This is a genomic window from Pseudoalteromonas sp. HL-AS1, assembly GCF_031198785.1.
GTDB classification, from domain to species: domain Bacteria; phylum Pseudomonadota; class Gammaproteobacteria; order Enterobacterales; family Alteromonadaceae; genus Pseudoalteromonas; species Pseudoalteromonas distincta.
In genome coordinates this window covers 734684-756650 of the sequence record NZ_CP133569.1, presented here as the reverse complement: position 1 = coordinate 756650, position 21967 = coordinate 734684, and the positions used below count along the sequence as shown (strand labels likewise).

The following is a 21967-nucleotide window of genomic DNA, read 5'->3' as shown; positions in this document are numbered from 1 at the left end:
TATCTAAATAAGTCTTTTCTATAATCAAAGCATGTTTAAAACCAATTTACTTATATATGGAGTTTATTTAATGACAAAAAATTACGTTATATTTATGATTGCTCCGCCGTTAAAAACGAAAAAAAGGTGAAACTAAGTTTCACCTTTTTAATTAATTTTGAAACTAATTAGTTAGCGTTAAGCCGTAGAAACGTTACTTGCGCCTGCATTGTTAAGTATTTCTTCAATAGCGTTTTTGTTGTCACTATCGTACTTAACACCAATTAATATAGAGCCCTTTTCAATGGCATCTTCATAATACTTAATTTCGTGCTCAGGAATAAATGCACCAATTGCAGCACCTAAAGTACCACCTACTGCGGCGCCTGCGCCACCAGCAGCAAATGCTGCGACTAATGGTCCGGCAACTAATAAGCCCGTACCACCGGTTGCTACAGTACCTACTGCAGTAAAACCGCCAATAATTGCAGCAAGAATACCACCTGAAGCCGCGCCTACAAGGCCACCTTCAGCCGCTTTTGTACCTTCGTCTACAGCAAAATCTTCCTTTGCGTATGAGTCATTGGCTACAATGCTTATGTTAGCTTCATTAATACCTAAAGCTTCTAATCTATAAATTGCGAGTGTTGCTTGTGATGCACTTTCGAATAACCCAGTAATAACGGTACTCATAATAACTCCTTTATTTATTTAAGAAAATACACTTACTACTAAGCAAAACCCAAACCAATAAATTTATTATTTAAAATCAATAAGATAAAACAAAACCCATAACTAACCCTTTCATTGTTAGAGTAAAAATTGCCAAATTTTGTAAAAAACTCCTATCTACAAAAAAACGCCTTACGAAATAAAGGGAGGTTTTTATTACTCTCTTGTTTATGGTTATTACCGTGCTTAACAATAAAATTAAAAACACCAAAAGAGCATTATTTTTTCATACGCTTTAAAGGTTAAAAAAGACGCTTACCCTCTTCAACCCCCTACCCAGTTACAATTGTGTTTTATTAATTCAGTAAAGAGTCAGCCTAATTTTGTTATCACTACGGCTAATTTTTCGGTGCGCATAAATCGTAAAATACTGTGCTAAATCTCCTTTTTATATTGCCCTGCTATTAGCAGATATAGGCCGGCCATGGATTACGAAAACAACTTTTTAAGTCAATCACAGCAAGCTGCACTTCAACAATCGCTAATTAATACCAAGCTTTTAATTCGCCTTTCAGTAAATAGTGAAGATGTACCTTCGCTTGAGCAACAAGCTTATGGGGCTATTGCAGTTATGCTTTATCGCTTTAATTTACAAAAAATAAAATGGTCATCATTTTTAAAAACGGCAATAAACACAGCTAGCAACGCCTGCCAATGGCTAGCCAGCGAGCTTACAAGATGCCAACAAGAATACAAAGCCCAACCTAATGACGCTGTAATAATTGAGCAAAACGCTTTTTTGAATGGCATTTTTAGCGAAGAGCTCGCCTATATTGACGCCTTACTAGGTACTGAGTTACTAACTTAAGAAATACCCTAACAACAGTAGAGTAATCTTTAGCTTAATATTCTAACTAATGCCACGGTATTGGTTGCTCTATAACCACCACCCCTCAACTAAGTTAGCATCAGGCTAATGCTTCAAATTGATTGGTATTATTGCGGGTAGATATAAATGCTTTGTGTTTCTCGTAATACCTATTTTAAGCCTATCGGTATATAAATTGCTGTTAATACTGTTCTTACTTAAAGAGTTACCTATTAATAACTCAAGTTACAACTAAATAATCGAGGATAATATGAGTAATAAACAGCTAATTACGACAATAGGTATAGGTCTGGCCGCTGCATCCGCAGGTATGTTAACAAGGAAAACTTTACAAAAATCGTGGGAAAAGGTTACCAACGAACCAGCACCAAAAGATAGACCAAGCGAAGAAACAGATCTTAAAGAGGCCGTTACATGGGCAGTAGTCTCAGGTATTGGTGCGGGTGCTGCAAGAATGGCCGTACGCTATATGCTAGACAAGCGCCGATCTAAATAAACCGTCCCTATTGATACCTCTTATAAGTATTAAACGTAATACGGAGAGGCTCAAAAGGCGGCTTGCGACAGCTACTCCTGTGTTGTCGTAAGCAACTTAAAAAACCTTAAACAAGGTTATTTAACCATAGAGTTAAAACACGTTAAAATTAATATCAAAATGGGGCCCTGCGATGAAATTTAAAATGTCGGATGGTACGGCTGCGCTGCTTATAAGACCTACGTAGGTTGGAAAAGCCAAAGGCGCCTTCCAACATGTACTCCATATTTTAAACAGATACACTCTATTAAGCATTAACCCCCTTTCAAAGTTGTTGCCTGCCCACAAGCTTGCGTATAATGCCCGCATTCCGGCTGCATTTTTTAGCCGCTAACTTGGATTTTAATAATGAAAAAACTCTCTGCAGTGCAAGTAAAACAGCAAGCACTTGTACTTAATACTGCCGAAAAATTAGAAGAACAAGGCCGCGCTGAGCTCCCTGGTATGTTGCAATGCTGGTTTGATGTGGAATATCACTTATTTCCAAGTTCACTACTGCTGTGCTTTCAGTTTGAAAACGAGCAAGCCTTAGCAGCCGCAGAGCCTGATTTATTAAAATGGCAAAAGCGTTTAAGCGGCGCAATGCTTAAAAAAGGCGTTATTTTAAAAGATATGCGTAAACATTTAAAATTTACGCTCAAAGGGCCTGACGATTAAAACGAGGTTTTTAAAGGGGTATAAAACCTTTTACTCGTGTAGCCGAAGCGCATAAAACCATAATGAAAAGCCGTTGCATTCCTGTAACGGCTTTTTACTTTTATTAGAGCTTAAAGTAGAACCTATAAAGATCAATTTTTGACTCAGGGATTTTTATTAGCCGGTGATACTAATTGGCCGTTAAACAATACTAATGCACGGCAAAAGCAAATATCAGTCGATTCAACGTTAATTGGTTGCCCTAAGTTAGCAATAGTAGGATAGTAAATTACACATAAAAAATAGCCTTATATTAGGAATATTATGATCAAAGTATTATTAGCGACCAGCTTAATTGCCTCTTCATTCGCTGCTTTAAGTAATCCTTTAACTGTTGAAGAACAACGTATCAACAAAGCACAATCAGCAATGCCAAATGTTTTAAATGCATTTACCCCACAAGTATCAAATTTTGAACAACAATTTAAAGAATTAAACGACTTTAAAAGTGCAAAAACATTAGTACAAAGCTTCAGTTTTGAACTGTGGGAAAACGCAAAACAACGCATACTAAAAACCAATAACTACGACGACCGAGAGCTTTACTGGGCACGCCTGCTTTCAAGCAAAGTAATACGCACAACGTCACCTAAATTTTCAATTACGCAGGCTCAACTAAATACTTTACTAACAATGCTTGAGGACGGCAGCAGAGGCCGTACCGACCTTGCTTTTTCATCAGGCAGCACTAAAAAAATATTACTAACTGGCTTTGACCCATTTTTACTCGATAAAAACATAAACCAAAGTAATCCTTCAGGTGTTGCGGCGTTATTACTCGACGGCCAAGTTATTAATTACAACGGCGTGAGCGCAGAAATTAACACCGTTATGGTGCCTGTACGCTACGAAGACTTTGATGAAGGTATAATAGAATCGCTACTTGCCCCCTACTACGCACTTAATAATGTAGACATGGTAGTAACCGTAAGTATGGGCAGAACAGAATTTGATTTAGAGCGTTTCCCAGGTAAACGCCGCAGTGTAACCGCCCCCGATAATGCCAATATTGTGTATGGCGGAACGCAAACAAGCCCAGTAATACCAAAACTTAATGGCCGACCGCTACCGGGCAACGAGTTTGTAAAATTTAGCTTGCCTGTAAGTTACATGCAACAAGCCAAAGGGCCTTATAAAGTTATCGACAATCACGAAGTCACCACGCTTGAAAAAACCTATAAAGCGCCTTCGTACGGCGAGCTTAAAAATAGTATTGCGGTAAATGGCGGCGGTGGTGGTTACCTGTCTAACGAAATATCGTACCGAAGTATTCGCCTGCGCGATGCGCTTAATTCAAGTATACCTACAGGGCATATTCATACCCCACGTATACAACAATTCGAACCTGAAACAGAAGCTAAAATAGTAAAACAAATAAAGGCAATGCTAGCGCAAAGTTTAGTAGCGCTATAGTTTATAACTACCAATTTAAGCGCATAAAAAAGGGCAATATTATTGCCCTTTTTTAAATGGAGTTACTAGGGGCAGTTTTTTATTTTTCCTTAATCACAAAAGGCAAAAAGAAAGACCTAACCTTGCTAATTTTGGAATATCTAGCGCAACTAAACGCTTAACCTCACCCTAAATTAATTGCCCAACAACGTTAACACTATTATGGGCGATAATTGGAAATACCAAGCTTCCCGTTCGCTCTCTTAGCCACAGTAAAATAAAACCATAACCTCCAGTTAATAAAATAGAGGTAAACGAAAAATACCACTCGCCATCGCTAAACATAACGCCGTGCACCAAACCAAATAATAAAACTAGAAGTAATCCACCTATATTTATCGGCGCGCTTGCCAAACTGTATCGCTTAGATACTATTGCCAAGGTAATACAAAATAGTAAGACCCCTCTAAACATCGGTTCTTCGTCAAACCCTGGCATGGTTGCTTGATAAAGTAATGTTTCTAAATCATAGCGAGACTCTCCACTCCAGAACCATGAAACAATGACTTGGAGAATTACAAACAAGCACAAAGCAATGAAAGCAGGTTTTAAAGAGCCTTCACTTTGTTTGAAAGTAAAACCAGCATCAGCAATACGAAAGCCATGTTTATATTTCGCTAAGGCTAGGATTACACTTCCCCACAGAATAATTACAGCTATTTTACCTGACCAATTCCAAGACATATCAGTAAAAAATATATCTAAAGGAATAACCTCCGAACCTCTAAATAAAGCAAAAACGTAACACGTAAAAATGCCTAATGAGATTAAAGACCACGTTATATTTATATCGACTTTATTAAATGCTTTTAATGTTAAAGCTAAAATTAAGATAACGCCGACATTTGCAAATACGGCTATGAATGCATCTTCCATGTATACCTCTTTAGTAAGGGCACATTGCTTCTTACTTTTATTATTGTCTTGAGTAGTACCTAATATTAATCCTAAATGAGATACTAAATGAGATAGCATTAAACAACTATTTAATTAGTAAAGTAGTCTTAGGCTTTAAATAACAGAGGCGTATTTGGTGAGTTCTTGTAAACGCAGAAGACCAAAAGGCTTGGGGTCAAATCTTGACTTCATACATCAAACTATCTCGAAGTTTTTCGAACTGTAAGTTGACCTTATCATCTTCAATTATTAACTTATTTAGCCTGCATACCGTTTGGGATATGGCTGAATAATGTTGAACATTAAAAACAACGGCTAACGCTTTCAAATTTTGCCCTGTTAAATCTTGGCATAATTTTATGGCAAACATACGAGGTAAGTTTTTCTCTTTACGCCCTTTTTTAACCGTTACAATATCATGTGCATCTATACAAAAATATTTAGCTAAGTACGCAATAACATCATCAGTTGAACGCCTCTGAACAACAACGCTTTTTTCGTTGTCTGATTTTGCAATGTACTTCTTAATATTCTGAATAAATTCATCGCAGCCCAAAACCGAAAATAACTTTTTAGCACCATAAAACGTACTTATTTCTTTATTATTTTCATATTCAACAAACTGTTTATACGCAGCATATTTACGATTTTTTCCTTGAAGCGAAAATATAAAATCCAGAACTAGCCATTTTGGTGTTGCTGCCTTTTTGATAAAAGCTGGATAGCTAGACCATTTATAGTCAATAAGCTCATCTACTAACGGTGTACTTGTTTCTATTGGGTTACGATGTATATAACGGCTAACATGTAGTAAGTAATTATCAGCATCTACCAGCACCGCCTTGTAGCGACCTCTAAACAGTGCACCGTCTGTATTGTGTGTTCTATTAAAATATTGCGTATAGAGACCATTAATATGTTTCATGGCTCTGCCTAAATTTGCATCAGGGGTTTTTATTAGTAGGTGGTAATGATTGGTCATTAAACAATACGAATGCACTTCAATATTAAAACGAAGGCTTGCTTGCTCAATGCAGTATAAAAAATGCTTAAAATCGTCATCACTCAAAAAGGTATTTTCACGCCCTCTTCCGCGATTCATCACATGATAAAACGCATTTTCATACTCTATTCGCAGCGGTCTAGACATAATAATAAACTCAATGAGCAATAAACTATAAATCTAGACCATTAATGTATGAAGTCAAGACTTGACCCCTTTGACTCTTGGCTCGTTGAAATAACAATAAGGTTAACAACCAACAGCTTCCACAGCGCTTTCGTAAGCTATACAGTAAACTTCGTAAAATAAGTAAAAAAACTAGGAGTTCAATTGACGAATCGTGAAATAAACCATATTAATCAGTATGTAAGAGGGGACTGGAATAAAGAAAGTATTTTATCCGACTGCGTGGTTGTGGCTATTTTTGTGCTTTTTTTAACGTTTCTAAAACCATTTGGTATGCATGAAATCAGCTTTTTATACAGCGGAGTTTTTTGGACAATCATTTGCTTTAGCGGCTATGTAATTTACTCACCTACAATACAAATTTTATCCGTATGGTTGTTGAAATCCTTACCTCAGCCTTATAACAATGCAGCAATTAGGCTAATTATTTCAACACTCACGGCCAGTGCCATCATGGCTCTTTTGACCCCTTTAATCATTAACCTATTTTTTAACTTGATTGAAAATTACTGGCAATCGCTCCCCATGTCTTTTTTTGCGTGTGTATTTATTGGCGGAGTTATTGCGGGTGTAAGTTCTATAAAAAGCATCTTAATACAACAAAATAAACAGTTACAGCAAAGTGAAAAAGCACTTACTGATGAGTCTGAAAAAATCGTAACTATTCAAAATCAACAAGTAAACGACCTAATCAACGAATTACCACTAGAAAAAAGAGGTCGATTAATTTGTCTACAAATGGACGACCATTACCTAAATATAGTTACAGATAAAGGCCAGCACCTATTACTTATACGGTTTAAAGATGCTTTATTAAAATTAGAAAATTACGATGGTTTTCAAACACACCGCTCTTGGTGGGTATCGCGTGAAGCAGTTGCTGCAAGTAAAAAAGAAGGCAGAAAACTTATACTTATTATGGAAAATGGTTTGGAAGTACCAGTATCACAAACCTATTTAGCAAACGCCAAAGCAGCTTTAAATATTTAGCTAAAAAAGAGCCTCTAGCAAACTATGAGAGCTCCACAGTTACTTAATTATCAAAGTGACTTAGGCTTTATTAATAGTAGAGGCGTCTGGAGACAATTTTGTAAAACTTTTCGAGCTATCGCCCGACGCGCCAGCAAGCTAAGCGCCTACAACCAATAGCATTGGTATTTATCTGTAGCTGAATTTATTACATTGGCTATGCGTTGGGTTTCGCCTATCCCAAACCAACCTACAGTTGTTGCCCGTCTACAAGCTTTTGAATAATGCCCGCATCCCGACTCCACTTTTTAGCAGCTCGCTAATTTGCGATTTTATTAATAGAAAAGCACTCTGCAGTGCAAATAAAACAGCAAGCGCTTGTACTCAATACTGCTGAAAAATAAGAAGAACAAGGCCGCACTGAGTTCCTTGGTATGTTGCAGTGTTGAATTGTATAACAAACAACAAAAGCAAATTTCAGTCGATTCAACGTTAATTGGTTGCCCTAAGTTAGTAATAATAGGATAGTAAATTACACATAAAACAATAGCTTTATCTTAGGAGTATTATGATCAAAGTATTATTAGCGACCAGCTTAATTGCCTCTTCATTCGCTGCTTTAAGTAATCCTTTAACTGTTGAAGAACAGCGTATCAACAAAGCCCAATCAGCAATGCCAAATGTTTTAAATACATTTACCCCACAAGTATCAAATTTTGAGCAACAATTTAAAGAATTAAACAACTTTAAAAGTGCAAAAATATTAGTACAAAACTTTAGTTTTGAACTGTGGGAAAACGCCAAACAACGCATAATAAAAACCAGTAACTACGACGACCGAGAGCTTTACTGGGCACGCCTGCTTTCAAGCAAAGTAATACGCACAACATCGCCTAAATTTTCAATTACGCAGGCTCAACTAAATACTTTACTAACCCTACTTGAAGAAGGCAGCAGAGGACGTACCGATCTTACTTTTTCATCAGGCAGCACTAAAAAAATATTACTTACAGGCTTTGACCCTTTTTTACTCGATAAAAACATAAACCAAAGTAATCCCTCAGGTGTTGCAGCGTTATTACTCGACGGCCAAGTTATTAATTACAACGGCATCAACGCAGAAATTAACACCGTTATGGTGCCTGTACGCTACGAAGACTTTGATCAAGGCATAATAGAATCGCTACTTGCCCCCTACTACGCACTTAATAATGTAGACATGGTAGTAACTGTAAGTATGGGCAGAACAGAGTTTGATTTAGAGCACTTTCCAGGTAAACGCCGCAGCGTAACCGCCCCAGATAATGCCAATATTGTGTATGGTGGAACGCAAACAAGCCCAGTGATACCAAAGCTTAATGGCCGACCGCTACCGGGCAACGAGTTTGTAAAATTTAGCTTGCCTGTAAATTACATGCAACAAGCCAAAGGCCCTTATAAAGTTATCGACAATCATGAAGTCACCACGCTTGAAAAAACCTATAAAGCGGGTTCGTACGGCGAGCTTAAAAATAGTATTGCGGTAAATGGGGGCGGCGGTGGTTACCTGTCTAACGAAATATCGTACCGAAGTATTCGCCTGCGCGATGCGCTTAATTCAAGTATACCTACAGGGCATATTCATACCCCACGTATACAACAATTCGAACCTGAAACAGAAGCTAAAATAGTAAAACAAATAAAGGCAATGCTAGAGCAAAGTTTAGTCGCGCTATAGTTTAAAACTACCAATTTAAGCGCATAATAAAGGGCAATAATATTGCCCTTTTTAAATGGGGTTACTAGGGGCAGGTATTGCATTTTTTCTTAATCACAAAAGGCAAAAAGAAAGACCTGCCCCTGCTGTTTTTACATAGATTGAAGTCGATGTTTTAAATCTTCCAAGTATTTATCATCTTTACACAACTCAATTGCCTTGACTAAATCTGCTTTTGCTAGTTCATATTCTTTTTTTGCAAATAGACACTGACTTCTTAACTCATAATAAATAGAAATTCTACCTTTAGCTTTTGTATCTTCTAATGCATTTTCCAAAGCACTTTCCGCACAACTTAAAGCCATAGCCATATGTTCTTCACCATCAGAAAGTGTACTACTTTTACCAAGCCCCAATAAAGCCTGCGATTTCCGATACAAAATCCAGTGTGACGTTTGCTCTTTTAGAGAAAGCTTTGACAATACACTAAGAGCCTCATCATACTTTGTTGATATAATATAGGATTTGGCCACAGCTCTAGCGTCGAAAGATTTAAGCTCAATCTGAGCTGATAACTTATCGGCAAACATTAAGCTAGCATCAGATAATCTCTTAGAAATTATACTCCTACCTTGACGAGTAGCTGCATCAGAAATATTTGCTAATGCTTCGCAAGCACTAACCCATTGCCTTTTAGAGACGAACTCAGGTGGCAACTCAAGCATGTCAGGAATACTTTCAGCCAAATCTAAACAGGAATCACTATGGTGATAGCTAAAAATAGAAGTAAATGAAACAAATGCCTCGTAGAATTGATCTAACCCTTCCATACTTGACATCGTTATTAAACTAGCTATTTTTTGAACTTGTTCTGGACTATTTGAGATTTCATTTTTAACACTGTAGTAAGATCTTATCCTCGATATTGCAGCCAATGAGACCCTGAGAGGCACTACTGAAGAGTCTGATAAGATATCCTTTACAAGCACTTTTATAGAAAGTTCCCCAGCACCTTTAACTCGTGAACTAACCCTATCCTGACTTCCTAAGTGGGCTATTTGACCATGAATTGCATGCCAATTGGGTTTTAATTTAAGCAGCTCTTCAAAGCACTCTAATGACTGTTCGTGCTTTCCGCATCGCCTTAAAGCTTTTCCTTTATGATGCATTAGCTCTGCTTTTATCTCATCACATTGGTATATATTTAAGGCTGATTCGTAATCTTTTGCACAGTTTTCGTAGTAATCAATTCGCGAATCTTGAGCGATTGAGTAAGAATAAGACTCTTTAGAGTCAATAATGCACATGACTTCTGCCAATGATAGCTCACCTGTAAACTCTTTGTTATACAGCTCATCGTGGATGATCTTTTTGTAACTATCTTCAATTTGAAGAAGGCTATATGTTAACCAGTCAACCTTGCCATTATGGTTGTTTTCTACTTCATTTCTTATCTGTTTCTTAGCTAAATGAACTTGCCGAAGGATACTAGGAGTCATTTCACCAGAAGCTTTGCCGACATATTCAGAAATCGAATTTACCATACAACTCTGTTCTTCATGCTCTCTTACTGCAATGGCTACCAAGTCATGCAACCTTAATATACCAGGAGTGTTGGATTGAACAATTATAGACAAACCTTGAAGGTTACGTAGCTCTAACTTATTAATAAAAAACTCTAAGAAATCGGAATCGTAAAAATTTAGATTTGAATTGGCAATTTTCTTTAATGCTTTAAGTGTAGCGGGAGGAACCTTTTTCAAAATGTTACTTATTATTGATTCCCCTTTATGATCAATAATGTCACCGGGCACATCCAAAACATCTCGATAAAACTTATCATTACTATTCTTTTCCTTTGAAATTATCTTTCTTGCTAGGGCTAATACTAAGGGAGAGAAGCTGCATGCCGTCAAAAACTCATCGCATGCTTCACTAATGTAACATGGATTTTCACCAAGTATTTCAATAGCTTGATTTTTCGCAATGTTTGGCTTTGAGATATATAAATTATTATTAGGATCACTTAGCTGGGAACTTAGGACAACAACTCCACCTAAGGAAAACCCCTCTTGTAAGTCCCTAAAGTCATTGTCATTTAATATTCGTTCAATGCTATCAATAACTAAGATCGTTTTAGATGAATTAAATGTCCTCACAACATTTATTGGTTTACCACCACGTGTTCTATGTATATCACTAAGAGCATACCCATCTATCCAATCATCTCCATTGATCCATAATTGGTTATCAAATTTTTGAGCGCACCTATTAACATAATCAATTAAAGCTTGTGTTTTTCCTGAACCACTAGTACCAGACAAAATGCCAATACTTTTTCCACTTTCGAAATGTTTTTCTAATACACCGTGAGTAAGAGTGTCATGCACATGATACTCGCAAAGGGGTGCAACTTTGTGTGATTTTTTTATAATAGGTAAGTCAAATTCTTCCTTTAATTTATCGACGGTTTTATCAGCAGTTTTTATCGGTAGATTTTTAACTTCTTTTGCGAGCTCACCATTATTTTCATTTTTAGTTTTAACGACATGAGCAACTGTTTCAACAACATAAACAAAGACACTTAATAATATTAAAGACCACCCCCAAACTCCGTTTGGTTCTGATAGTGGTACCTGATATTGAGGTGAAACGGATTGATTAACCAATATCCAATTTATTATTTCAATCCAAAATGGAGGATTTAGAAAACCCAACCCTGTAACTAGTAGAGGCCAAATAACTACTTTTGCAAGTGAAGGTCTGAAGTATGCAATAATGAAGGAAAAGAACTGTTCAAGCGCTTTATTTATATTAATTCGGAACACTAAACTCTCCTTGAAGGCGTGCTTTTTTTTATGGTTATAACGTGAACTATCTGGTGGACTTATTTTTAAAATTGATTAAATCCATTATCATTAGTCTATCCCTCTCCCCCTTATAAAACAATGAAGTTACACAAAAATGCGGAGGGTCAGATCTTGCTTCTTGCTAAGACCAAACACCAATTTCACGTTTAACACCCTCCCCCATCATCACGCCCTGAAAATAAACAATTGATGAGTAATGTCGCGCATGGATGCGCGATAAGGCGAAACTAGGCCATGGATGGCCTATCTTCGTCGTTTACGTTCACATCAATTCATTATTTGAAGGATTAAGCGTGATGCTCGGGTGCGCTGGGAGGTGACGAATAACCGAAGCGCAGCTTCGCAGTATGAGGAAGTGGAGGCATGCATGCCGACAGTAACCCAGCTTCAAGGATGAATTACTTGCAGCAGAGTAAAATTTGAAAATCTATAGCCCCTCTTTGGCTCACCAAGCCAGCGCGACAAAACCTTGAATAAGGTTTCTCTTCTCTAAAAAGCGCGAAACGCATTCACATTATCGGTGACGATAACCTCAAACACCTATTCAAATCCTTATTCGGGCTGCCGCCCGCGCGTCAGCAAGCTAAACGCCTACAACAAATAACGCATACTCTTGGCTTTTAAGCGAGTAAGTATATTTTTGAATTGTTGGGTTTCGTTTCACTTTGCCTAACTTACGCTACTTGTGTTGTAAGGCGAAAGTTAAGTGCTTTCATCACTTTAAAAATAGTTTCCCAACGTGGCTTGGTTTTACCGTTAACTGCTTTATATAAGCTTTCACGGTTTAATCCCGTTGCTTTAGCAATATCACTCACGCCATGCTTTTTAACTAATAAACCGAGTGCGTCAATAAAGGTATTTGGGTCATCATCAGCTAAACACTCTTCTAAAAATGTATTAATTTCTTGCTGTGTTTCCATATAGTCAAACGGGTTAAAATCTGATGTTTGTAGCGCCATAGTAATTACTCCTATTTATTCAACTTGCTGAACAAATGTAGCCTAAAGGCTACGATCGCACAATGTTATTTATAACTTTAAGGCTGTCGCCCGCGCGTCAGCAAGCTAAACGCCTACAATAAATAACACATACTCTTGGCTTTTGAGCGAGTAAGTATATTTGTGATTTGTTGGGTTTCGTTTCACTCTTCCCAACCTACGGCCATATTATTTATGGCTTATCTTCACGCACAAAAAAGCCGTTGCATTGCTGCAACGGCTTTTATAATTTTGATAAATTTCCAAACTATAATGGAACTTACTACCCATTAAAGTTCAAAAAATTAGTCTCTGCTCTTAGTCACGGTATGTCTCAACCGCTGGGCATGAACATACCAAATTACGGTCGCCGTATACGTCATCAATACGTGTAACGGTTGGCCAAAACTTGTTTTTAGCCACTGCAGGCACTGGGAATGCAGCGTAAAAACGGTCGTAGGCGCGGTCCCATTCGTTACCTAACACGTCGCCTTGTGTATGCGGTGCAAACACTAGCGGGTTGTTTTCGATTGACCATTCGCCAGAGATTACTTTTTCGATTTCGCCTTTAATTGACACCATTGCTTCGATGAAGCGGTCAATCTCACCTTTTGATTCAGACTCAGTTGGCTCAATCATTAATGTGCCAGCTACTGGGAACGACATAGTTGGTGAATGGAAGCCGTAATCTTGCAAGCGCTTAGCTACGTCCATTTCAGTAATGCCTGATTGCTCTTTAAGCGGGCGCAGGTCAACAATACATTCGTGAGCAACACGGTTGTTACGACCACGGTATAAAATTGGGAAGTGCTTGCTTAGCTCATGCGTTAAGTAGTTAGCATTAACAATGGCCATTTCAGTAGCTTGTTTTAAGCCCTCGCTCCCCATCATGGTGATGTAAGCCCATGAAATAGGTAAAATAGCGGCTGAGCCGTAAGGCGCTGCCGATACCGCACCGTTACCAATGTTAGTACCTGGTACGTTAATTACGCTGTGGTTTGGCATAAATGGCGCAAGGTGCGATTTAACACCAATTGGACCAACACCTGGACCACCGCCACCGTGTGGAATACAAAACGTTTTATGCAAGTTTAAGTGCGATACGTCTGAGCCAATAAAGCCTGGGCTTGTTACACCAACTTGCGCGTTCATGTTTGCGCCGTCCATGTAAACTTGGCCGCCGTGCTCATGAATAATGTCACAAATTTCGCGAATTGTTTCTTCGTATACACCATGCGTAGACGGGTATGTGATCATGATGCACGATAAGTTTTCAGACACTTCCTCAGCTTTCGCTTTAAGGTCGCTCATGTCTACGTTACCGTTTTTGTCGCAGTTAACTACCACAATTTTCATGCTTGCCATTTGCGCTGATGCAGGGTTAGTACCGTGCGCAGAGCTTGGGATTAAACATACATTACGGTGTGCATCGCCGCGTGACTCGTGGTATTTACGAATCGCGATTAAGCCTGCGTATTCACCTTGTGCGCCAGAGTTTGGCTGAAGTGATACTGCATCGTAACCGGTAATGTTTACTAGCCAGTCGTGTAGCTCACCAATCATTATTTGGTAACCTTCTGCTTGGTCTAGCGGGCAGAATGGGTGAAGGTTTGCAAACTCAGGCCACGTAATTGGGATCATCTCAGCAGTCGCGTTTAGTTTCATGGTACATGAGCCTAACGAGATCATTGAGTGATTAAGCGATAAATCTTTGCTTTCTAGTCGCTTAATGTAGCGAAGCATGTCTGTTTCGCTGTGGTAGCTGTTAAAGTTTGGATGCGTTAGTACTTCGTCATCACGCACTAAACTTGCAGGAATTGACTCGCTGCCATTTGCTTCAACGTCGGCTGCAATAGCGTCAACACTTAGGCCATGGCCTTCGCCTAAAATAATATCGAATAACTCAGTAATATCGGCACGTGTTGTTGTCTCTGATACCGAAATTGAGTACTCGCCTTCGTGATTTGTTGCAAAGTTTACGCCTTTTGCAATTGCACGCGCTATTACGTCGTCTTTGCTATCGCTTACTACTGTTAGCGTATCAAACCAAGTGCTGTGCTTAAGTGCGATGCCTTTAGCTTTAAGGCCACTTGCTAAAATATCAGCAAAGCGATGTATACGCTGCGCGATAGTTTTTAAGCCTTGTGGACCGTGGTATACCGCATAAAACGCTGCCATATTGGCAAGTAATACTTGCGCTGTACAAATGTTTGAGTTGGCTTTGTCGCGGCGAATGTGTTGTTCGCGCGTTTGCATTGCCATACGTAGTGCATCGTTACCTAAACGGTCTTTAGATACACCAATAATACGACCTGGTAATGAACGCTTGTATGCGTCACGTGTTGCAAAAAATGCAGCGTGTGGACCGCCGTAACCCATAGGTACGCCAAAACGCTGAGCCGAACCAAGTACTACGTCTGCGCCTAGCTTACCCGGTGCTTTTAATAGTAATAAACTCATTATGTCGGCAGCAACACAGGCAATGGCCTTTTTGCTTTGCACGCCAGCAATTAGGTCTGTTATGTCTACCACTTCGCCTGATGTAGTTGGGTATTGGAACAATGCGCCAAAAATGTCGTGGTTTACGGCATCTTCTGCTTTACCTACAATTATTTCAAAACCAAACTGCTCGGCACGCGTTGTTACTACGTCGATAGTTTGTGTGTGTACGTCGTCGGCAATAAAAAAGGCATTGGCTTTTTTAGCTTTTGATACGCGTTTTGCAAGGCCCATAGCCTCTGCAGCGGCTGTTGATTCGTCAAGTAGTGATGCGCTTGCTAAATCAAGACCAGTTAAATCTAGGGTCATAGTTTGGAAGTTTAATAATGATTCTAAACGCCCTTGTGCAATCTCTGGCTGATACGGTGTGTACGCTGTATACCAACCTGGATTTTCTAGTACGTTACGTAAAATTACGTGCGGTACGTTAGTTGGGTGGTAGCCTTGGCCAATGTACGATTTGAAAACTTTATTTTTGCTTGCTACTGATTTTAGGTAGCTTAGTGTTTCAACTTCAGTACGGCTTTGTCCAACTGTTAGCGGTTGCTCTAGACGAATTCTAGCCGGTACAGTTTGGTCAATGAGCTCTTGCACACTCGATACTTCTAAAGCACTTAGCATATCGCTTACTTGTGCTGGGCTTGGCCCAATATGGCGGCGAATAAAATCTTGCTTTTGCTCTAGTTCTTCAAGAGATTTGGCGTTTGACATGTGTCCAGATTCCTATGATCCAAAAAATGTGGCTACTGCTGATGGGTAAACAGCAATAACTTAAAGTTCTTATGATTTAACAGCCCACTTTGTATGGAAAAGTTAACTGTAAAATCATAAAAGCCCCGATATCTAAATAAAACACGCGGGGCTTTTAGTTATCTACAAAGAATAATTATTCTTCGTCGATAGTGTGCGAGTAACCTTCAGCGTCTAATAAGTTGTCTAGCTCAGACTCGTCAGATGCTTTAATACGGAATAACCAACCGTCGCCGTAAGCGTCGTTGTTTACTGTTTCAGGTGAGTCTTCAAGTTCTTCGTTAATAGCAACAATTTCGCCACTGATAGGTGCGTAAATGTCTGATGCTGCTTTAACTGACTCTGCTACTGCACAGTCTTCGCCAGCGTCTACTTCGTCGCCAACTTCTGGTAATTCAACAAATACCATGTCGCCAAGAAGTTCTTGTGCATGCTCAGAAATACCAACAGTAAATGTACCGTCGCCTTCGTTACGAACCCACTCGTGTGAAGGTGCGTATTTTAACTCGCTAGGAATGTTGCTCATTTTATTTGTCCTTTGGTTTATATTGGGAGGATATCAATCACTGTAATTACACTGATTGATATAACCAAATTATTTAAATTATTGATTTACCGTTACGTACAAAGCTAGGCTTTACTACTTTAACGTTGACTAATTTTTTACGCATTTCTACTTGAGCTGTATCGCCTGTTGAACGTGGTACACGTGCAAGGGCTACACTAAAACCAAGTGTTGGTGAGAAAGTACCTGAGGTAATAACCCCTTCACCACCATCAACAATTACTTTAGAACCGCTACGCAAAACGCCTTTTTCTTCAAACACTAAGCCAACTAGTTTGTCAGTGCTTTTTTCTGCGCGTTGCTTAACAAGTACGTCACGACCAATAAAGTCACGATCTTCTGGTTCCCATGCAATGGTCCATGCCATGTTAGCTGCAAGTGGTGATACGCTTTCGTCCATATCTAGGCCGTAAAGGTTCATACCTGCTTCTAAACGTAGCGTGTCGCGTGCACCTAAACCAGCAGGCTTAACACCTGCGTCTAGCAGTTGTTGCCATAAATCGGCTGCTTGGTCGTTCGGTACTACTATTTCGTAACCGTCTTCGCCAGTATAACCCGTTGTGGCAATAAATAAATCACCTACTTGAACACCAAAAAACGGCTTCATACCTTCAACAGCAGCTTGTTGCTCAGCATTTAAAAGAGTGGCTGTTTTTGCTTTAGCGTTAGGGCCTTGCACTGCAATCATTGCAAACTCTGGGCGCTCTGTAACAGTTACGTCAAAGTCGCTCGATACGTTAGCCAAATGCGCTAGGTCTTTTTCGCGCGTTGCTGAGTTAACAACTAGGCGGTAAAACGTTTCACTAAAGAAATAAATAATTAAGTCGTCTATTACACCGCCTTGCTCGTTAAGCATGCCTGTGTAAAGCGCTTTGCCTGGTACGGTTAATTTTGCAACGTCGTTAGCTACTAGCTTACGTAAAAATGCTTTTGCTTGAGGCCCTTCAATATCAACAATAGTCATGTGTGATACGTCAAACATACCTGCGTCGGTACGTACGCTATTGTGTTCTTCTATTTGTGAGCCGTAGTTGATTGGCATTTCCCAGCCATGAAAATCAACCATTTTTGCGCCCGCTTCTAGGTGCTTAGCATGTAGTACAGTTTTAGAAGTCATAACATTCCTTCACGTTTAAATTAACCCTGTTTAGGGCGTGGCTTAAATAGATATAAAAACAGGTAAACATTGTTATGCTCGCCTGTTGTTTTTATTCGTTATGCGGCTTCACTATGCATAAGTGCAAAGCCTTGCGCTTGCATGTAGCTTTGCCATTTTTGTAATTCTTGTTGTTTAGCTACTAATACAAAGTGTTGTTCGTCGTTTTTATCAATGGCGGTAATAAATACATCACCGCTTTGTGCACCGTAGCAAAGTTGCGCGTCAGAAAGGCGCAAACCTGGTGTTAATTTAAAAGCATTAACTAGGGTATCAAATGCGTTGTCGCCACTTAAAATAAAGCTTGCTAGGTCGGTGCGTACTACATAATCAATATCAAAACGTAATTGCTGCTCGTTTATAAGCGCTTGTAGTTGAAGGCTTGCGTTGTGTGGCAGTACGAATCTAAAGGCGGTTTCGCTAAAGTAATAAACAGCAAAACTGTAGTCAGAATTATAGTCGCCATCAAGTGTGCCTTTTAAACCTAAACCACTGGCAGTAAGCTTAGTTAAATCAAGGCCTAAAATAGTGCTTAAAAATACACTGGTTTCGGTGCCGCTAAAATCCATTACAACGTGATTGTTGTTAGTTTGCAAAGCGTTAGTAACCGCACTACTTGCGTTGCTGTGGCGGGCAAACATTATTGGGTTAAAAGTCATAACAAACACCTGTGTATTTTCAATTACAAAAGTATATTGCCCACGCCTATCAACAACAAATTGTAATTATTTATCAATTGATAAATAATACTTATATATATGGCTATATAAATTGTAATTTTAAATATGAAAAACATATCAACAGACGGTTTACGTACTTTTGTAATGGTAGTTGAAATAGGTGGTTTTGCTAAAGCAGGCGATTTACTTGGCCTGTCGCAACCTGCTGTAAGTTTGCAAATAAAGCGCTTAGAAGACGTGCTTGGCTATAAACTATTTAAAAAACAAGGGCAGCGCCAAGTATTAAACCAGTACGGCGAGCTATTATTGCCTATGGCAAAACAAATGATGCAACACAACGATGCTATTTTGCAGCAGTTCACCTCAGAAAACATCGCAGGTAAAGTGCGCTTGGGTATTCCGAGCGAATTTGCAGCGCGCATACTACCTTCTATTATTGGCGACTTTGTGGCGCTCTACCCTGAGGTGTCGTTAGAGGTTAAGTCGCGTTTAAGTAAGCATCTGCTTTCGGCCTCAAGGCAAGATCAGTTTGATTTAGTACTTGCGCTAAATGAGCGACTCAACTCTGATAAGTTTCCTATTTTTATGCAAGACGAACTGGTGTGGGTGGGCGACCTGTCACTTGCGCATAATGAGGTGGTTACCCTAGTTACCGCACCAGAGGGGTGTATTTATCGTCGCCGTGCTACTGATGCATTAAAAAGTGCAGGCATTAAATACCGAATAGTTTATAGCAACGCCGATTTAACCGGCCTTATAGCTGCACTAAAAGAAGGCTTAGGTATTACGGTACTTGCCAAAAGTACAGTACCGAGTGAGCTTAACTATCAAGTTCAAACCAAGCATTTACCAGCTCTTGGTAATATTGGTATTAGCTTGGTTAAAAGTTCGGGTGAGTCGGAAAATGCGGTAGATAAACTCGCTGAATTTATAGCCCTACGCTTGGGCTAGCGCTTACGTAGCACGTATAAATCGTTCAGCCTTTATAGTTAGTAAAGTAATTACAAAATAATACAAAAGAAACAATTTAGTTAATTAAGTTGCATAAGCAGGTGTTTTTAGTTCTATTAAACTGAATAATTAAATAGTTAATAACATTGATTCGTATTCGTTAACGTGTTCAAATTACGCCAATTAAGATAATTGACATGATTAGGAACACAATGAACCCTAAGTTTTTAGTATCTACTTTGGCAACTGCGGTTGCTTTGTCTTTTAGTGCTACTGCAATAGCAAAAGACACCAGCAATAAAGAACAACGCTTTGAACAAATTACTGTTATTGGCTCACAGCAAGCAATTAACGATATTCCTGGTTCGGCTACGTTTATTTCTGAAGAAGAGCTTCAAAAATTCCAGTTTACCGATATTTCTCGCGTTTTAGCGTCTGTTCCGGGCGTTTACGTGCAAGAAGAAGACGGTTATGGCCTTCGTCCTAACATTGGTATGCGCGGTACAGGTACTGGCCGTAACGATAAAATATCAGTAATGGAAGACGGTGTATTAGTTGCACCAGCACCATATTCAGCACCTTCTGCATACTACTTCCCTACTATGGGTCGTATGGAATCTATTGAAGTATTAAAAGGCGCAGCCTCAGTTAAGTACGGCCCGCGTACTACGGGTGGTGTTTTAAACTTACTTTCGCGCAGCTTACCAACTGAGCCAAATAGCTCAAAAGGTATGGTAGATGCAGCCCTTGGTAGCGACGGTTACTACAAAGGCCACGCTTACTTTGGTAAAGAAAAAAATAACACAGCAGGTTTAATTGAAGTATTTACTTACGGCGCAGACGGCTTTAAAGAGCTGCCAGTAGGCAATGACAACACCGGCTTTGAAAAAACAGATTTACTATTAAAGTTTGGCCATACGTTTGGTCAAAACGATGCGCATAATCTTGAGCTAAAAATTAAGTACTCTGACGAAACATCAGACGAAACTTACATGGGCTTAACTGACGAAGACTATAAACAAAGTCCTTACCGTCGTTATGCTGCATCGCAAAACGATGAAATGAATACGCGCCACAACGCATACCAACTTAACTATGCATACCGTTTTGGTGATGGCTATGAGTTTTTAGCTACGGCTTACTTAAACGATTTTCATCGTAACTGGTATAAAGCCAGCAAAGTAAGCGAAAGCTACCTTGAGCAATACAGTGAATTTGAAGCAAACCCAACAAGCGAAGGCATTGAAGGTATTGGCGTTAAAGCTAATAACCGCGACTACCAAGCTAAAGGTATTCAGTCTGAATTACATATTCCTGCAGGCGATCACTATGTGACTGTTGGTGTACGTTACCACGAAGACGAAATGGATCGTTTTCAATGGGAAGACAAATACACACTTAATCAAGACCTAAGCTTAACACTTACAGAGCAAGGCGTTCCGGGCTCTGATAGCAACCGCGTAGATAGCGCAGAAGCAAGTACCTTGTTTATTCAAGACGAGTGGACAATTGATGCATTAGTAGTAAGTGCAGGTCTTCGTTATGAAGACATTACTATTACGCGTGAAGAGTGGTCTAAATCAGATCCAACACGCAGCAACGGTTTAACTAAAGATGTGTCGAACGACACTGAAATTTTAGTGCCGTCACTAGGTGCTACATACACGCTTAACGAAAACGTAACGCTACTTGCGGGCATTCAAAAAGGTTATGCACCAGCAGCACCTGGTAATGCTGACCAAGAAGAAGAAGAAAGTGTAAACATTGAGTTTGGCTCTCGCTTCAATATGGATGGCTTTAGCGGTGAAGTAATTGCCTTTTACTCAGACTACGACAACATGCACGGTAACTGTACTGCAGCGGTTGGTTGTAGCGACGACAACATTGGCGACCAATACAACTACGGTGAAGTAGAAGTAGCGGGCTTTGAATTTAGTGCAGCACGTACTTTTGCAACTGATACAGCGATGTTCCCAGTTAAATTAACGTACACCTACACAGACTCTGAGTTTAAAAACGATTTTGATTCAGAAATTTGGGGCGCGGTAGAAAAAGGCGATGCAATGCCTTACGTACCAGAAAACCAAGTAGCGTTATCGTTAGGTGCTGAGTTTTCTGCGTTTGTAGTTAACAGCCAAATACGTTACGTATCTGATGCGCATGCTAACTTAACTGAGTCGGGCTTAAACGCAATTGATAGCCGCGTAGTATGGGATTTAGCTGCAAAATACTTAATCGATGAAAATCAAAAAGTATACCTAAGCGTTGATAACTTGTTTGATAAAACATACGTTGCTAACCGTTCAAACGGTGGCATTCAGCCAGGTAAGCCGCGTACTGTACAGATGGGCTACACTTACTCATTCTAAATTGAAAGCTGGTTAAACGGTTCACTAACAGCGTTAATAATTTTTTATGTAAGACCAAAAATTATTGCCTTGTTTTTAAACCGTTTACCAAAGCTTACAAAGTTAAAGCGTAAATTACAGACACAAAAAAGCCGAGATTGAATTTCAATCTCGGCTTTTTAATACATAAAACTTAT

Annotated in this window: 17 protein-coding genes; 8 read left to right on the top strand and 9 right to left on the bottom strand. The window is 39.3% G+C overall.

What is annotated here, in order from left to right:
- Nucleotides 1–177: 177 nt before the first annotated feature.
- Nucleotides 178–672 carry a general stress protein gene (locus tag RB214_RS03565; RefSeq protein WP_024604742.1) on the bottom strand — a complete coding sequence of 165 codons (495 nt, stop codon included), beginning with the start codon at nucleotides 670–672 and terminating at the stop codon, nucleotides 178–180.
- A gap of 463 nt (nucleotides 673–1135) precedes the next feature.
- On the opposite strand from RB214_RS03565, the gene RB214_RS03560 reads away from it, so the two are divergent.
- The 4 genes from RB214_RS03560 to RB214_RS03545 all read left to right on the top strand — a co-directional run bounded on the left by RB214_RS03560 (nucleotide 1136) and on the right by RB214_RS03545 (nucleotide 4184).
- On the top strand, nucleotides 1136–1519 hold the full coding sequence (locus RB214_RS03560) for a hypothetical protein (RefSeq protein ID WP_309168383.1): 384 nt from the start codon (nucleotides 1136–1138) through the stop codon (nucleotides 1517–1519).
- Nucleotides 1520–1790: 271 nt separating this feature from the next.
- The gene (locus RB214_RS03555; protein WP_024604740.1) at nucleotides 1791–2036 is read left to right on the top strand and encodes a DUF4235 domain-containing protein; all 246 of its coding nucleotides are present in this window, start codon (nucleotides 1791–1793) and stop codon (nucleotides 2034–2036) included.
- 387 nt (nucleotides 2037–2423) lie between these two features.
- Entirely contained in the window at nucleotides 2424–2732 is a 309-nt protein-coding gene (locus tag RB214_RS03550) for a hypothetical protein (protein ID WP_149593553.1), read from the top strand.
- A gap of 303 nt (nucleotides 2733–3035) precedes the next feature.
- Nucleotides 3036–4184: a hypothetical protein gene (locus RB214_RS03545; protein WP_309168382.1), complete on the top strand. Its 1149-nt coding sequence runs from the start codon at nucleotides 3036–3038 to the stop codon at nucleotides 4182–4184.
- Between the two features lie 168 nt (nucleotides 4185–4352).
- On the opposite strand, the gene RB214_RS03540 is transcribed toward RB214_RS03545, so the two are convergent.
- Nucleotides 4353–5198 carry a type II CAAX prenyl endopeptidase Rce1 family protein gene (locus tag RB214_RS03540; RefSeq protein WP_309168381.1) on the bottom strand — a complete coding sequence of 282 codons (846 nt, stop codon included), beginning with the start codon at nucleotides 5196–5198 and terminating at the stop codon, nucleotides 4353–4355.
- Nucleotides 5199–5295: 97 nt separating this feature from the next.
- A complete protein-coding gene (locus tag RB214_RS03535) occupies nucleotides 5296–6291 on the bottom strand; it encodes a transposase (RefSeq protein ID WP_309168380.1) in 996 nt (331 codons plus the stop codon).
- Between the two features lie 543 nt (nucleotides 6292–6834).
- Here RB214_RS03535 and RB214_RS03530 point away from each other — a divergent pair.
- Both RB214_RS03530 and RB214_RS03525 read left to right on the top strand, forming a co-directional pair.
- Nucleotides 6835–7299 (top strand): LytTR family DNA-binding domain-containing protein, encoded by a 465-nt coding sequence (locus tag RB214_RS03530; RefSeq protein ID WP_002958035.1) that lies wholly within the window; start codon nucleotides 6835–6837, stop codon nucleotides 7297–7299.
- Between the two features lie 547 nt (nucleotides 7300–7846).
- Nucleotides 7847–8995 carry a hypothetical protein gene (locus RB214_RS03525; RefSeq protein ID WP_002958034.1) on the top strand — a complete coding sequence of 383 codons (1149 nt, stop codon included), beginning with the start codon at nucleotides 7847–7849 and terminating at the stop codon, nucleotides 8993–8995.
- Nucleotides 8996–9126: 131 nt separating this feature from the next.
- On the opposite strand, the gene RB214_RS03520 is transcribed toward RB214_RS03525, so the two are convergent.
- The 6 genes from RB214_RS03520 to RB214_RS03495 form a co-directional block, all read right to left on the bottom strand.
- Nucleotides 9127–11802 carry a tetratricopeptide repeat protein gene (locus tag RB214_RS03520; protein ID WP_002958033.1) on the bottom strand — a complete coding sequence of 892 codons (2676 nt, stop codon included), beginning with the start codon at nucleotides 11800–11802 and terminating at the stop codon, nucleotides 9127–9129.
- Between the two features lie 716 nt (nucleotides 11803–12518).
- Nucleotides 12519–12803 carry an addiction module antidote protein gene (locus RB214_RS03515; protein ID WP_002958032.1) on the bottom strand — a complete coding sequence of 95 codons (285 nt, stop codon included), beginning with the start codon at nucleotides 12801–12803 and terminating at the stop codon, nucleotides 12519–12521.
- Between the two features lie 336 nt (nucleotides 12804–13139).
- Entirely contained in the window at nucleotides 13140–16031 is a 2892-nt protein-coding gene (gene gcvP / locus RB214_RS03510) for an aminomethyl-transferring glycine dehydrogenase (protein WP_309168379.1), read from the bottom strand.
- Between the two features lie 175 nt (nucleotides 16032–16206).
- Entirely contained in the window at nucleotides 16207–16596 is a 390-nt protein-coding gene (gcvH, locus tag RB214_RS03505; protein ID WP_002958029.1) for a glycine cleavage system protein GcvH, read from the bottom strand.
- Nucleotides 16597–16669: 73 nt separating this feature from the next.
- Entirely contained in the window at nucleotides 16670–17752 is a 1083-nt protein-coding gene (gene gcvT, locus RB214_RS03500; RefSeq protein ID WP_002958027.1) for a glycine cleavage system aminomethyltransferase GcvT, read from the bottom strand.
- A gap of 98 nt (nucleotides 17753–17850) precedes the next feature.
- Nucleotides 17851–18450, bottom strand: a complete 600-nt coding sequence (locus RB214_RS03495) for a hypothetical protein (protein WP_002958026.1) — start codon at nucleotides 18448–18450, stop codon at nucleotides 17851–17853.
- 126 nt (nucleotides 18451–18576) lie between these two features.
- On the opposite strand from RB214_RS03495, the gene RB214_RS03490 reads away from it, so the two are divergent.
- Both RB214_RS03490 and RB214_RS03485 read left to right on the top strand, forming a co-directional pair.
- Complete coding sequence (locus RB214_RS03490; protein WP_002958025.1) at nucleotides 18577–19422, top strand: LysR family transcriptional regulator; 846 nt, start codon at nucleotides 18577–18579, stop codon at nucleotides 19420–19422.
- A gap of 212 nt (nucleotides 19423–19634) precedes the next feature.
- Nucleotides 19635–21791: a TonB-dependent receptor domain-containing protein gene (locus RB214_RS03485; protein WP_002958024.1), complete on the top strand. Its 2157-nt coding sequence runs from the start codon at nucleotides 19635–19637 to the stop codon at nucleotides 21789–21791.
- Nucleotides 21792–21967: the final 176 nt, after the last annotated feature.

Excerpts from the sequence above, each read along its gene's own strand:
- RB214_RS03565 (WP_024604742.1), bottom strand. The coding sequence starts at position 672 with ATGAGTACCGTTATTACTGGGTTATTCGAAAGTGCATCACAAGCAACA.
- RB214_RS03560 (WP_309168383.1), top strand. The coding sequence starts at position 1,136 with ATGGATTACGAAAACAACTTTTTAAGTCAATCACAGCAAGCTGCACTT.
- RB214_RS03555 (WP_024604740.1), top strand. The coding sequence starts at position 1,791 with ATGAGTAATAAACAGCTAATTACGACAATAGGTATAGGTCTGGCCGCT.
- RB214_RS03550 (WP_149593553.1), top strand. The coding sequence starts at position 2,424 with ATGAAAAAACTCTCTGCAGTGCAAGTAAAACAGCAAGCACTTGTACTT.
- RB214_RS03545 (WP_309168382.1), top strand. The coding sequence starts at position 3,036 with ATGATCAAAGTATTATTAGCGACCAGCTTAATTGCCTCTTCATTCGCT.
- RB214_RS03540 (WP_309168381.1), bottom strand. The coding sequence starts at position 5,198 with ATGCTATCTCATTTAGTATCTCATTTAGGATTAATATTAGGTACTACT.
- RB214_RS03530 (WP_002958035.1), top strand. The coding sequence starts at position 6,835 with ATGTCTTTTTTTGCGTGTGTATTTATTGGCGGAGTTATTGCGGGTGTA.
- RB214_RS03525 (WP_002958034.1), top strand. The coding sequence starts at position 7,847 with ATGATCAAAGTATTATTAGCGACCAGCTTAATTGCCTCTTCATTCGCT.
- RB214_RS03515 (WP_002958032.1), bottom strand. The coding sequence starts at position 12,803 with ATGGCGCTACAAACATCAGATTTTAACCCGTTTGACTATATGGAAACA.
- gcvP (WP_309168379.1), bottom strand. The coding sequence starts at position 16,031 with ATGTCAAACGCCAAATCTCTTGAAGAACTAGAGCAAAAGCAAGATTTT.
- gcvH (WP_002958029.1), bottom strand. The coding sequence starts at position 16,596 with ATGAGCAACATTCCTAGCGAGTTAAAATACGCACCTTCACACGAGTGG.
- gcvT (WP_002958027.1), bottom strand. The coding sequence starts at position 17,752 with ATGACTTCTAAAACTGTACTACATGCTAAGCACCTAGAAGCGGGCGCA.
- RB214_RS03495 (WP_002958026.1), bottom strand. The coding sequence starts at position 18,450 with ATGACTTTTAACCCAATAATGTTTGCCCGCCACAGCAACGCAAGTAGT.
- RB214_RS03490 (WP_002958025.1), top strand. The coding sequence starts at position 18,577 with ATGAAAAACATATCAACAGACGGTTTACGTACTTTTGTAATGGTAGTT.
- RB214_RS03485 (WP_002958024.1), top strand. The coding sequence starts at position 19,635 with ATGAACCCTAAGTTTTTAGTATCTACTTTGGCAACTGCGGTTGCTTTG.